Here is a 14192-nt window from a genome sequence, read left to right as displayed (position 1 = left end):
ATGTTTACCAATAAAAAATTAATTTTTATCGCGCATTGAACACATAAATACAATAAACTGATGTTATTGCTGTGAAATGCTTATCACCCGCATAACTAGAAGGAGTCTGGATGCACCATTCAACACCCTTAATCACCACTATTGTAGGAGGCCTGGTTCTCGCCTTCCTCTTTGGCACACTGGCTCACCGCCTGCGCATCTCACCACTGGTGGGGTACCTTGCCGCAGGGGTGCTGGCCGGGCCATTCACGCCGGGGTTCGTTGCTGATACATCATTAGCACCTGAACTGGCTGAAATTGGTGTTATTTTGTTGATGTTTGGTGTTGGACTTCACTTCTCGCTTAAAGACCTTCTCGCTGTAAAATCAATCGCCATACCCGGCGCAATCGCCCAGATAGCCGTTGCAACACTGTTGGGGATGGGATTATCACATTTCTTAGGTTGGGATCTGATCACCGGGTTGGTCTTTGGTCTGTGCCTATCAACCGCCAGTACCGTGGTATTGCTGCGGGCATTGGAAGAACGACAATTGATTGATAGCCAACGGGGGCAAATCGCGATTGGCTGGTTGATTGTCGAAGATTTGGCCATGGTATTGACGCTGGTACTCCTCCCTGCTTTTGCGGGCGTGATGGGGAACGAAACGACCAACCTGAACCAATTATTTACTGAGTTAGCGATTACTATCGGTAAAGTTATCGCCTTTATTACTCTGATGATTGTCGTAGGCCGCCGCCTGGTGCCATGGATATTGGCTAAAACCGCCAGTACCGGCTCACGAGAGCTGTTTACCTTAGCCGTGCTGGTTTTGGCCTTAGGGATTGCCTACGGTGCCGTGGAGCTGTTTGATGTCTCCTTTGCTCTGGGCGCATTCTTCGCGGGGATGGTTTTGAATGAGTCTGAGCTCAGCCACCGAGCTGCGCAAGACACCTTACCGCTACGTGATGCGTTTGCGGTACTGTTCTTCGTCTCTGTCGGTATGCTGTTCGACCCAATGATTCTGGTCAATGAACCTTTGGCCGTTATCGCCTCATTAGCCATAATCATCTTTGGTAAATCAGCTATCGCTTTCGCCTTAGTTCGATTATTTGGTCACTCAAAACGGACAGCCCTAACCATTTCGGTCAGTTTGGCACAAATCGGCGAGTTCGCCTTTATTTTGGCTGGGTTGGGTATTTCTCTCGGTTTACTGTCTGGGCATGGCCGTAATTTGGTACTGGCGAGTGCGATCCTGTCTATTATGCTTAACCCGCTACTCTTCACTTTACTTGATCGTTATTTGGCTAAGACAGAGACCATGGAAGATTTGATTCTGGAAGAGGCCGTCGAGGAAGAGAAACAGATCCCCGTTGATTTATGTAACCATGTACTTTTAGTTGGTTACGGCCGTGTTGGCAGCTTATTAGGTGCCAAACTGCATGCCGAAGGGATCCCACTGGTGGTTATCGAAAACTCACGCCCCAGAGTGGAAGCCTTACGTGAACAAGGCATTAACGCGGTCTTCGGCAACGCGGCCAACGCCGATGTCATGTCGCTAGGTCGCCTGGATTGTGCCCGTTGGTTATTACTGACGATACCCAATGGCTACGAAGCGGGGGAAATTGTCGCATCTGCCAGAATTAAGCGCCCCGATCTAGAGATAATCGCCCGTGCACATTACGATGACGAAGTCGTTTATATCTCTGACCGTGGTGCCAACCAAGTGGTCATGGGCGAGCGTGAAATTGCCAACAGTATGCTCAATATGCTGAAAATAGAAACACTGACTGAAGAAGATAAAATGCCGGTTTGCCCGATTTAAACGGCATTACCGTGTAGCCCCTCCGGTTACCCTATGATAAAAACAGTCAGGGCCAGTACTATGCCGGCCCTGATTTATATCCCGCTTCTACCCGATTACCGTTCCCAATATGACTCCTCGAGGCTATCTTCCCGTTCGGGCAAACCGCGGGTTAAACGGGGTGAATGCTGATTCAATACCTGATAACTCACTCGATTAGCATATTTACACACCTGTGCCAGCGAGGAATAACTCAGGTAACTGCGTACATGCTTACTGGAGTTAGGAACATTATTGCGGTGATAACCATTGGCAGCAATATCATGCAGGACCGCGGACAATGCGCCATCCCCAGCCCCATTGGTATTCATTATTTTTTCCGGCCCGCCCATATAAGGCGCAATATGTGAATAAATACGGAACGGATCCACACAATGCGCTTTACGCATCGCCCGACTGAATTCATAAAGGTTAAACTCAGCAATAGCCCCAGGTAATAATGGGTGCTGAGTCTGCCGTTTATAGGCCTCTTCGGTATATCTCGCCATATAAAGCCCACTGGGGCCTGCGGTACATAACACTAAATCTACCCATTCCAATGCCATATCTGAGGCCATCAGCGGATCGTTCAATCCTGTTAGCTCATAAGCCTCATCTTCGTTCATCGCCAAAATAGAGACATGTTCATTAAGGAATTCACGCCACCACTGTGGATTATCTGCAATGACATATTTTGTCCCTAACGTCATCACCACCGGAACATCATGTTTTTTCGCATAGTGAATAGCTTGCATGGTGGCATCCGGCATGGGTTCCCCTGGCTTGCAGCGCACCAAATACGCGGTTAGCACTAATGCAGAGGCTCCTGCTATAACCTCTTCAGGAATACTTTCCGGACGTAATTGATTCATTTGACCAGGGCTAATAGCAAAAGTCCGTTCACCATTTTCTGTGATCAAGGTAAAACAGCGCCCAATCGCCCCATCAACCGCCTGTAAATAATTCAGATCGGTACGGCTGGAGGTATTACATAAATAGCGATAGGCATAACTGCCGATTTTAATATTGCTGCACATAGTGCCAAGCAAAACAGAGCGGTCATCAGCCAACACGGAATAATTATGCAAAGTATTGCCGATAGTCCCACCGGCAAATTCATGGGTAATCAGATCATTATGGGTTAATTCTTGGTAAAGGCGCTCAGCCACATCATCTTCGATCACCAAAGAATGCCCTTGGCTAAGGCCATAACGCGTAATGAAGTCTTCATCGACTTTTGCCTCAATATCAACCAGTGTCTGGTCAATACCAACGATATAAGAGGTACTCACTTCATTTTCAGCCTGCACCGATTGTAATAGTGGATCGCGGGCATTGACTGGAAAGTAGTGTTTGGACTTGCGCTTACCAGGAAATTTCATTGTTTTGCTTCAAAGAATCGAAATAGAGAGATGAATAATTTTAGCACATATTGGAATGCGTTCAGCGAACGTAGCCGTTTGGATTGGTTTGCTGCCATTTCCATGCATCTTCTAGCATATCGGTTAAATTTCTTTTTGCCTTCCACCCCAACTCGGTATGGGCACGTTCTGCACTTGCCCAGCATTCAGCAATATCACCAAGGCGACGAGAGGTTATCTCAAAGGGAATTTTTTTCCCTGAAATATGCTCAAATTCATTAATCATTTGCAGCACTGAATATCCGACGCCAGAACCAAGATTATAAACTTTAAATCCGGGTATCAATTTGCCAAGCGTACAACAATGCCCTTCGGCAAGATCCATAACATGGATATAATCCCGCACACCAGAACCATCTACAGTAGGATAATCATTACCATAAACGAATAATTTGGGAAGTTTTCCAATGGCAACCTGAGTAATAAATGGCAACAAGTTGTTAGGTTTTCCGTTCGGATCCTCGCCAATGAGGCCTGAAGGATGTGCGCCTACAGGATTAAAATAACGTAGTGCTCTTATGGAGAAATCAGGGTGAGCCAAAGAGAAATCTTTTAGTATTTGCTCAACCATGACTTTTGATGAACCATATGGATTTGTTGTTCCTCCAATACGAGCATCTTCGGTCAATGGAACAAACTCAGGATCGCCATACACCGTTGCTGATGAACTAAATATTAGCTTAGTTATACCCGCAATGACCATTTCTTCAAGCAAGATAATAGTGCCTATAACATTACTTTGGTAATATTCAAGGGGCATAATAACTGATTCACCTACCGACTTTAAACCAGCAAAATGAATTACAGCTTCTATTTTATGTTCCAAGAATATTTTTTTAAGACAATTTCTATCAAGAACATCACCCTGGTAAAATATTGCTGCACGCCCAGTAATATTAGTCACTCGTAATAATGACTCCGAAGATGAGTTAGATAGGTTATCTATCACAACAACATCATTACCTTGTTCCAATAATGATAATACTGTATGTGAGCCAATATAACCAGCACCGCCAGTAACTAAAATAGCCATTTCTTATCCTATATGAAAAAATCATAACATCTGGTTTATTTATGGTTATGTACCGAAATTTATATTTCGGTACAATTATAACCTTTTAAATAATCACCAAGAATAACTCTTCTGTATTCTTCTTTTTTATTATTGACGTCAAACTTATTTTTTTTGTTTTGCGCTATCGTATAAAACTCATCATAATTAGTAAAAATATCTTCCAATGCAGTAGACAAGCTTATTTCCGAATTAGAAATTAACAATCCATTTCCATCAATGACTTCGTTGCAACCACCAACATCACTTAATATAAGCGGCACCCCAGCGGTTGCCGCTTCTAATGCTGACATAGGTAGCCCCTCACTATCGGAGGTTAATACAAAGACATCATATTGATTAAAAGCACTAAAATTTTCTATTTCACCCAAAAAACTTATATTATTAAAATCAACATATTCAGTAATTAAAGAATCAATATATTCTCCAGTACCAACAACATCCAATCTATACTCAGGATTACTAGAAACAACTCTACAAATTAAATCAGGTCTTTTAGGGTGAGTTAATCTACCTAAAAATAATATTTTATTTTCACACGACCGAATATCTCTAGGTGATAATGGCGTAATAGCATTAAGCAATGTTACTAGTTTATTTTTATTTATTCTAATTTCATTAGTAGCTTTTAGCTCATCACTTTTTGACACACACCATATTACATCCGTCAAATGTGACAATAGACGTTCAACATAACAAAATATAGGTTTTAAAAACCGACCATTGTATAAACAAGACCAACCATGAGAAACATAAATACATCTAAATTTTATAAAAATACGAGTAATCCTACTATATAATCCTGCGTTAGCCGAGCTAGCAATAACAATATCAATATTGTTTTCTTTTAAAGCTTTATACATTAAGTATATAGCACTAAAGCTTGCCATTTTTTTTAACTGAGGAATTATTATGATTTTATCACACAAAATTGACTCAGTCAGCCAACCAGATTCAGATGTTATCAAAGTAACTTTATAATCCCGATAAAATAGTTTAACTTGTTCCAAAACCCAGCGTTGGGCTCCCCCCACTTCTGATTTTGTTATGACAAATGCAATATTTGGCACTTTTTCCTCTCAAATATAAACCTATTAAATTAATAATTAAAAATAACAATTATTAACATTATTTTTTCATAAACTCTTCTGAAATAGTCTTCTCTACAGCATCTTGCAAAGAATAAGGCGCAGAAAAATCATAAGCACCAATATTCTTTGAACTAAACTGTGTTTTTGCACAGAATTTCTTAATTCTGATACTGCTGATTGGCAGTTCTCTACCACTAATTTTCGCCAAAAAGTCAAAGAAATAACCAGCACATACCCCAAAAAAATAAGGAACTCGGATAATTTTATTCTTTCTTTTAAGGCAACTATAAATTACCGTAGACAATTCATTCATAGTGAAATCTGGTTTATCTACGTAATTTATTAAATGATAGCCAGCAGGGAATGTTACTGTTCGGACCAAGAAATCAGCGATATTCTCTACATAGGCCATAGACTTTTCATTATCACCACGACCAATCATCAAAAAATTACCTGATACTATTTGTTTAAATAAATTATATACATTACCCCGATTACCCACACCAAAAACAACCGTAGGACGAATTGTAACTAATTTTTTATCCGAAGAGGTATTAAACCAAGCATCATAGATCTTTTCTGCTTCTAACTTAGATTTCCCATAATGATTGAAAGGTGCATATTCTCCACTCTCATCAGTATCTTTCTCGACAAATCCATAAACCGCAACAGAAGATGTAAAAACAATATTCTTTATATTAAGAAAGTCTGCCGCCTCACAGAGATTTCTTGCACCATCCACATTGACTGTATAGTAAAGACTGGTAGGCCTAACATTATCTTTATGCTCCGCGGCTAAATTTATAATTACATCATGATCAGGGAGAGCGGATAGTAATGTGTCATATTCAGTAACATCACAATATTTCCATAAATTAGGATATTCAGCACTTTTTTTCTTATCGAGAATAGTGAATTCAATGTTTTCCTTACTAAACAACCTAGCCAAATTGGTGCCAATAAAACCAGATCCACCGATTATCGCTACTTTCATAAAATACTACTCCATTAAAAATTTAAATTTCAATTCAAAAAAATTAAAAATATAAAAAAACAAACCAATACAAATAATTTAATCCATACTCGTGAATACATATAAGTGCTGATTATTAGGCTAGGATAATACAGAACGGTCAGATAAAAAACCTTACCCAACCGTTAAATAAATTCATTTAAAACCTATACCTTAGTTTGAGGGAGCTTAAGCTCCTCTTCTTCCTGCATCCGTTCACGCAAAAAGTGCTCAACTAAAACAAAACCGATAGAGCTAACAATACCTGCCAGAGCAAACAAAATCATAATCAGCGCACGCTTAGGTGTGTCTTTTTTAGTAGGTTCAGTTGGCTGTTGCAAATATTTAAATGGCACGATATTAACATTAGGAATTTCTAGCCTATTTAGCTTATCTAAATACAACTTACGGTTTAGAAGTTCAGTATTGATTGAAGCTAAGTCGATAACTGACTTCTCTATTTCCAATTTACGGTTTAGCGCATCGGATCCCATAGTGATAGGAAAATCAGGATCATCACTAATGGATGAGCCACTACTGTAAACTGGCTTTTTTACACCTGCGGCATCAGCGATAGAGGAAGCATACCTTAATCGCTCAATTTTAACTTTTTGGTTATTTCTGGCTCGTAACAGTTCCATAGAGTATTTATCTGTACCTATACCCTTGGCTAAATCCACTGCACGCTGTACTTTTCGGAAAACATCAGCGTTAACGATGGTATTTACATAATTAACATATCCTTGTAACAAGTCACGAGCATCAATAGGAGTACTGGCACTATATGACAACTTATAATATCGATATTCATTATCACCCTCAGAATTATCCCTCAACGGGCTGACTGAAGAAATATTTTCATTTACTATACGTTCGATCAAAGCTCGCTTATCTAAACCGTCTTCTGGATTATCTTTCATCAAACGTTTAAAATAATTAGTATTCACTAAATATTGCTCACGGATATTTTGAGAATCGAAATTCTGTTTGAATGTCGATAGTAAATAATTAGCACTGACATCAACCTTTATATCAAGCACGGTTAAATTTGATATTAGCGCATCCAAAACTTGAATTTGCTCATCACCAGGAGGGACTATTATCGCAGTACTTGTCCATTGTTGGGGGAGAATACATGAGACAATTAAACCACTAATTATAAAAATCAGTGTAATAAACATTACTTTAAGTTTTGAACTAAAAATAATGAAAAATATTTGAAAAAGATTAACTTCATTTCTTGAAGGCGGTATATTAGAAAACCCATACTTATTCGGTATTGGTGTATCAAGATCACTTCGTGTCTGTTTATTACTCATTGAGCATTACCTGTATACATAGAAATAATAGAAATACTTTCTAAATTAATCACTCTAATCTCAAGAGAGAAAATATCTCAGTTTTTTTACACCGTATTAATGTCTTATCACAACACCACATTAAAAATAACTTCAGCACCTTAACTAAAAATATTAAAACACTATCAATCAAACTTCATACTAATGCTACAACGGCACGAACATGTACTATCACAGAGTGAAGTAGCTAATAATATAAATACATTCGTTTTAGTTATATGTACTTTTTATATTTCAGTCTGATTGTTCATAAGCTAGCGTTCTTCCCGTACCAGCTTGTTCAGTGACTAATAAGAGTACTCACAATTATATTTCATTGGCCACTTATCTATTATTTATCGAACCTTATTCAGGATTCTGAATAGATAAAATTTCAGTTTATCTGTTCTCAACGTTTTGTTAAACCATTATATAAAACTGTTTTGCATTGGTCGACCTGACTAGATAAAATCAAGTATGGTGCGATTATGAAACCAAGGCTCCTACGGTCAGCGGGTACGTAGTCATTTCGGATATAAATTGGGTAACATCTTTTTCACTAATCCTAACTAATATTTTGACTACATGATAAGCCATCAATTTCGACGGCCAACACCTTCTAATTAAAATCATCAACTACGCTGAACCACATAAATTTATAACCTAATAAATTAATATATAATTAGTGCTACCGGAAAATTTTCCGGGGATAATAATTATAACTAGAATATATATTAAACATTCATGAAACAATACAATTTACTTAGCCTTAAAAATATTACCCCTTGCAACAAAAACCAAAAACAATCTACGAGAAAACTTAACAATGGAGAGAATCTGAAATATATATTTAATCCAACCTAAGTTATCTTTCAAAGCCAACAACTCTCCTTTTTCCATTTTTAACAAATGGGAACTAAGACCTGAAACACCGTAATCTGGTTTACCTAAGCTAATAAGTGGTTGTTCAATTAACCCTATCCTACCTGGATGCAGTTTAGCAATCCTTAACCATAAGTCGTAATCCTCAGCATATCGCATTTTATCATTAAACATTAACCCCATATTTCTAATAATAACTGAAGGGGTAGGTAGTTTATTAGAAAAAGACAAAGCATGCAAAGTTAAAAATCTAAAACTATAATTATCCCTGTTAATCATTTCAATACTATTTACTGTAAAAGGGGAACCTATACATACTAGGTTAAATTTAATAAGATATTTAATCTGTACACTAATTTTATTAGGATACCAGATATCATCAGCATCTAGAAAAGCAATAAAATCGCCAGTAGCCACTTCCATACCTACATTTCTTGATTTTGCCGGGCCACCATTTACTCTGTTTTCAATGACAATAACATCACTGAATTTATTTTTTACCAACTTAACAGTATTATCAGTAGATAAATCATCAACACATATTATTTCAAATATCGGATAAGATTGTTTAACAACTGACTCAATAGCATTTATTATGGTTTTTTCTGCATTATAACATGGTATAACAACACTAATTTTATGCTGCATGGAATTGTCCTATCGATAAAAGATATATTATTCTTAGTGAAGGAATTGTTGACAACACCAACAAGAAATAAATAATTGACTTGTGTTTTGATGTATTAACTAAGAGTACAGTCCCCAAGACTGCTGCTGGAGCTAAAACTCTCCATGATAACTGAGCATTGAAGACAAGCACAGCAGAAATAATAGATAGCGTTAAAACAAGATTATATAAATTCCTAAATTTTTCTGGTGGATTATAGACTAACAATATAGAAACCAGAGATAAACTAATCACAAGCCTTCTAATTATAACATAGACTTCACTATCAACTGTTGTAAATATACCTTGTCCATTCCCAGATGTAAGCAAAGTAACTGATTCAGGTACAAAAACTAATAGTATCACTATAAAAATTGACATTAAGAATGATAACACAATGACACTTAACTTATTCAGACTTATTGTTCTAATCATATAGAACAATAATATATACACTATTGATGAGAAATGAAAAAGGCAAGATAAAACAAGAAAAACAAACCTGCGACTTTTATTTATTGACAAGCAATACATACCAATAAAATAAAATGCATAGATACTACGCCATATATAAATATAATTTGAAAAGGTATAATAAGATAACAATAATATCGTGATCGCCAAGTAAGAAAATCTTGGGGTTCCATACATACTATTATTATAAGAAAAATACAACCCAACCAGTAAAAGATTAATTATCAGTAAATTCACAATGAGAAATAAACTCAGTGAATCAACAAAAAAAGACTGTATAAAAAAGACCAAGAACATACCTGGCTCAAGCTTACCTGTATGATCAGCAATTAAATCAATAGACTCATATAAACCATTTCTTTTTATTATAGAGAACTGTTCATAATAGACAAGGCTATCTTGAAAACCACCTTGAATAGAGAATGTCGTAGCTATAAACAATGCCAATAAAAAAGAAAAAAATAAATAACGATAATTATTTTGCATATTATATGATAACCAATGTGAACTTCCAGATACCTTTAACTAGCAAAAGGTAGTTATTTATAAACAAACACGTATAGTATTTTTACTAGAATAAATTTGTAACACTAATATTTTAACAAATGAGATATTTAATTATGTAAATACTAAAACCTCAAGTGTTAATTGTAATTCAGCGCATATTTATATATGTAATAGCTAAATAACTGTATTTAATACCGTTACAATTTTGTTAGTCCATGTCTGTTACCTAGAAAATGTGACACCACTTTCATCGATTATCCGACATTATTCAATAATGGCCATGTTATTCTACAACGATGATTACGCATGACGGTTTCGTGCAAGACCGACCATAAGAGTTCTATTTTATTTATCCACGGAGAGTAAATGAATTGATAAATAAAATAAATTTCAGGTTAGATCTCAACTATCCCACCATTTTTTGCTCTTGTGAATATTATAATCACCAACGATAAGCATAATTATCTTTGCACCTAGGTATGCTCTTTTTCAATTTTTTTAACATATTGATAAACAAACCTGAGTTCTTACTTGTCCTACTGACGTAATCCACTCTGTTTGTTCCCGTACGCAGGGCCCGGCAAGGTAATACCTTTCATTTCATTAGTGATTCTTATGAGGGTGACAACTATCCTGACAGAAGGGGAGTCGCCCTGTACCAGACAATTCCAGCGTCAGGTTGCCAGCAGAAAATAGCTCAAGATGCAAAGTAGAATTAAATAGTTTATTAGTTTCAATTGGTAACATCTCAGTGCTCCACCGTGAACGTCGATAGCCGAAATCCTATAAAAATCGCTCAACAAGTAAATTAAGCATGCGCATTATTGCCTCAATAGGCTACTTTTTTGACGTTCAGTTAGAAGGCTCAGACCGTCGGGGCAAACCGTTAATCCAGCGACCGGCGGTGGAACGAGCTATGTACAGGGTTTTAGCCACATAACAGAGTGATTCCCCACAATGTAACATCAGCATGACCAGAAAACATCTAGAATGGTTTTTGTCTGCTATTTTATGGATAATTTTTCCAACTGGAAACGTTTTTTTTTGGATATTAGTTCTATGAACGGCATAACTCAATCCGGATTGAGCTCCCTTCAGGGATCTACTCTTACGCACAGTTATTTAGAATAAAATGTCTAACCCAGAATCACAAATCCGATATAGCAATATAGTAAAGTGCAATACTAATATTTAATATTATAATTCCAATAAAAATAGAAAGAAGTCAAAGATATCCCACCGCCAAGAAAACAAATGATCAAGTTTATAAAATTCACTCCGGCGAATGGACTAGCGTAATAAAAGAACAGCGATGATGGAATACTATATAAAAAAACCTTAAAAATTTTACGGAAAGAAAAAGAGAATCTAATTAATTTTCTCATCATAAATGCCATGGCAATAGTAACAACTATATTAGACAATAGTAATTTAAAACAAACCAAATATTCCTCACTAGGAAAATATTCAAATGAAACAAAAAGAAATGCACCACCTAATAAATATGCAGGAATAAAGGTCCTCGTCCTACGTTCTATTTGGGAAGCCAAAGCTAAAGCATTCGTGACTACGCGTGAAAATTCAATCCAGGCACCGAAGACTATAATAGCATATCCAGACGAGAAACTTTCATTAACTAAAAGTGGCAAGGTGTTTTTTATTGAGAAAGATAATAAAATCGCCAAAAAAAGGTATATTGGTATAATCGTATTTAAATAGTGATTAAATACCCTCTCAACTTTAACTTTATTGGCACCTTCAATCTCTTTATATAGACCTGGAATCATATACTGAGTCAGAATGGACTCGACAATACTAAAAACCTGATTGGATATAGAAAGTCCAATTCCTATTATAGCTAGATAAACCAATCCATAGTTATTTTCAATTTGTATTCTGTAACCTACGTTTAAATACCACATAAATAAAGTGGCAATACTTATTGGCACTGAAAACCTGACTATATTCAGTATGTCAGGCAAATTATATTCGCATAAAATAGTTTCAGGATCTGATTTTTCTTTTTTAAAAATAACATGTAGATAAATAAAAGAAATAAAAGAGACTAAAATATTAGAAACTATTACTCCCAAAACCCAAAACTCAGCATTTTTAGAAAAGACAAAAACTATAGAGATAGAAAAAATCAATGACATCACTGCCGTTAGAAGGTTTAGATTAACGAATGCAATGCGTTTACCAATCATATTTATTAATGGTAATATTGTTTGGTTACCCCCCAGGGATAATATTAGAAAACTTATTAATAAAATATCTACAAATGAAAAATTAGCATAATTTAAATAATCAATAATGAACAGTGTAAAAAATGCACCGATAGCAATAGTGGCAACATATAGTAGTTGCATTTTCAAGTGATTCATCAAACGACCATTTTCATACCAGGCAATTGTATTTCTGTTAAAGTATTGCCCTACTGGATTAATTAAAAATAAAGAGTAGAAGGTTTGAATTGTAATGATATAATAAACAAGACCAAGTTCAGACTTTGGCAATACAGTTGTTAGTACTCGCAATGTAATTAGAGTTATAAAAGCTTGAAGCAAGCGCCCTGATAATAATATTATTAAATCATAATTTATATTTTTAAAAATCATCTAAAACATGCCTTATATCTACTTCGAATAAAAACGTTTATTTAGACTGGTTAGACTTATCGTTTAATAATTAACCCTCTATGGGGAATACATGTTCTACTTATTGGTGACATCCTCGAATTAAATAACATTTGTAATTAACATTATATTCACGTGCAAAATACATAACTAAACTTATAAAACAATATCAATTACTTTGCAAAAACTCACTCAAAAAATTATTATTAAATATTCAGCGCGCTTATTATTTAATTTGTTTTATCCATCATTAAATTAACATCCGCTCTAGATTCAACATTTAATCTAATAACTGATTCCGTATTCGAAGCCCTAAGATTAAATATCCAACACTCAAATTCCATACTAACACCATCTATATTATCAATTAATACGGTGTTTTCTTGACATGCACGTCTTATGCCATTAATTACACTCAGTGGGTTGTCTACCTTAAGGTTAATTTAACCTGAGGATGAATATGCCACAATTTGTTCACTCACTAAACTAGCTAAACTCTCATTACGTATAGAAATGAGCTCTGCAACAGGTAGCCAGGGTATCATACCACTATCACAATATGCAAAATCACGAAAATAGTGATGAGCACTCATTTCTCCACCATAAATTACATCTTCTAATCGCATTCTTTCTTTAATAAAAGCATATCCTGTTTTTGACATAATAGGTATCCCGCCTGCTGCACTAACAACATCTGCAGTACTCCAAAATAAGCGAGGATCATGAATTATTTTTGAACTTGATTCTTTTTGTATAAAAATCTGAACCAAAAGACCTACAATATAATAACCTTCGATGAATTCACCTTTATTATCAAAGAAAAAGCAGCGATCAAAATCACTATCAAAAGCAATTCCCATATCAGCTCCATAAGCTAATACGGCATTAGATGTATATTGACGACATTCGGGTAACAGAGGGTTAGGGACTCCATTAGGGAAAGAACCATCAGGATTATTATTTATTTTAAATAAAGTAATAGGTATATTTAGAAGAGAAAATCGCCGTTCTAATGCATCTATTATGGGACCAACTGCTCCATTCCCATTATTGACAGCCAACTTTAATGGTTTCAATAATGATGAGTCAATATATTCTATAATATGATCAATATACGGTTCAACAATAGATATTATTTTATAACTACCTCTTCTCTCTATATCTACAGGTGGAAATTCATTCAATTCTGCCAATTTTTGTATGTCACGTAGCCCAGTGTCACCACTAATGGGTCTAAATAACTGCGCCGAATAGTAGATCACTGAGGGAACTC

At 35.9% G+C, this 14192-nt stretch carries 9 protein-coding genes and 1 pseudogene; 1 reads left to right on the top strand and 9 read right to left on the bottom strand.

The features are described 5' to 3' along the window. Positions 1-110: 110 nt before the first annotated feature. Positions 111-1802, top strand: a complete 1692-nt coding sequence (ybaL, locus tag AC971_RS18535) for a YbaL family putative K(+) efflux transporter (RefSeq protein WP_025382891.1) — start codon at positions 111-113, stop codon at positions 1800-1802. A gap of 95 nt (positions 1803-1897) precedes the next feature. Here ybaL and AC971_RS18530 read toward each other — a convergent pair whose 3' ends face one another. The 9 genes and pseudogenes from AC971_RS18530 to AC971_RS18490 all read right to left on the bottom strand — a co-directional run. Further along, entirely contained in the window at positions 1898-3202 is a 1305-nt protein-coding gene (locus AC971_RS18530; RefSeq protein ID WP_025382890.1) for an inosine/guanosine kinase, read from the bottom strand. Positions 3203-3263: 61 nt separating this feature from the next. Then, positions 3264-4274: a UDP-glucose 4-epimerase GalE gene (galE, locus tag AC971_RS18525; RefSeq protein ID WP_025382889.1), complete on the bottom strand. Its 1011-nt coding sequence runs from the start codon at positions 4272-4274 to the stop codon at positions 3264-3266. 59 nt (positions 4275-4333) lie between these two features. Continuing rightward, on the bottom strand, positions 4334-5383 hold the full coding sequence (locus AC971_RS18520) for a glycosyltransferase (protein ID WP_025382888.1): 1050 nt from the start codon (positions 5381-5383) through the stop codon (positions 4334-4336). Between the two features lie 58 nt (positions 5384-5441). Then, the gene (locus AC971_RS18515) at positions 5442-6398 is read right to left on the bottom strand and encodes an NAD-dependent epimerase/dehydratase family protein (protein ID WP_025382887.1); all 957 of its coding nucleotides are present in this window, start codon (positions 6396-6398) and stop codon (positions 5442-5444) included. Positions 6399-6583: 185 nt separating this feature from the next. Then, positions 6584-7735 carry an LPS O-antigen length regulator Wzz(fepE) gene (gene wzz(fepE), locus AC971_RS18510; protein WP_025382886.1) on the bottom strand — a complete coding sequence of 384 codons (1152 nt, stop codon included), beginning with the start codon at positions 7733-7735 and terminating at the stop codon, positions 6584-6586. A 777-nt stretch (positions 7736-8512) separates the two neighbouring features. Continuing rightward, complete coding sequence (locus AC971_RS18505; protein ID WP_025382885.1) at positions 8513-9283, bottom strand: glycosyltransferase family 2 protein; 771 nt, start codon at positions 9281-9283, stop codon at positions 8513-8515. Beyond that, complete coding sequence (locus tag AC971_RS18500; RefSeq protein ID WP_025382884.1) at positions 9273-10262, bottom strand: EpsG family protein; 990 nt, start codon at positions 10260-10262, stop codon at positions 9273-9275. Before AC971_RS18500 ends, AC971_RS18505 begins: the two co-directional genes overlap by 11 nt. A gap of 1205 nt (positions 10263-11467) precedes the next feature. Beyond that, positions 11468-12901 (bottom strand): lipopolysaccharide biosynthesis protein, encoded by a 1434-nt coding sequence (locus tag AC971_RS18495; protein ID WP_025382883.1) that lies wholly within the window; start codon positions 12899-12901, stop codon positions 11468-11470. A 248-nt stretch (positions 12902-13149) separates the two neighbouring features. Beyond that, positions 13150-14192: pseudogene (locus AC971_RS18490) on the bottom strand (phosphohexomutase domain-containing protein); the annotation flags it as partial.

It is taken from the genome of Yersinia similis, assembly GCF_001053095.1.
Lineage (GTDB): Bacteria > Pseudomonadota > Gammaproteobacteria > Enterobacterales > Enterobacteriaceae > Yersinia > Yersinia similis.
The sequence above is the reverse complement of the archived record's forward strand: the minus strand, read 5'-3'. Positions and strand labels throughout refer to the sequence as shown.

Coding starts and splice junctions, on each gene's coding strand:
- AC971_RS18495 (WP_025382883.1), bottom strand. CDS start 12,901: ATGATTTTTAAAAATATAAATTATGATTTAATAATATTATTATCAGGG.
- AC971_RS18500 (WP_025382884.1), bottom strand. CDS start 10,262: ATGCAAAATAATTATCGTTATTTATTTTTTTCTTTTTTATTGGCATTG.
- ybaL (WP_025382891.1), top strand. CDS start 111: ATGCACCATTCAACACCCTTAATCACCACTATTGTAGGAGGCCTGGTT.
- AC971_RS18505 (WP_025382885.1), bottom strand. CDS start 9,283: ATGCAGCATAAAATTAGTGTTGTTATACCATGTTATAATGCAGAAAAA.
- AC971_RS18515 (WP_025382887.1), bottom strand. CDS start 6,398: ATGAAAGTAGCGATAATCGGTGGATCTGGTTTTATTGGCACCAATTTG.
- galE (WP_025382889.1), bottom strand. CDS start 4,274: ATGGCTATTTTAGTTACTGGCGGTGCTGGTTATATTGGCTCACATACA.
- AC971_RS18530 (WP_025382890.1), bottom strand. CDS start 3,202: ATGAAATTTCCTGGTAAGCGCAAGTCCAAACACTACTTTCCAGTCAAT.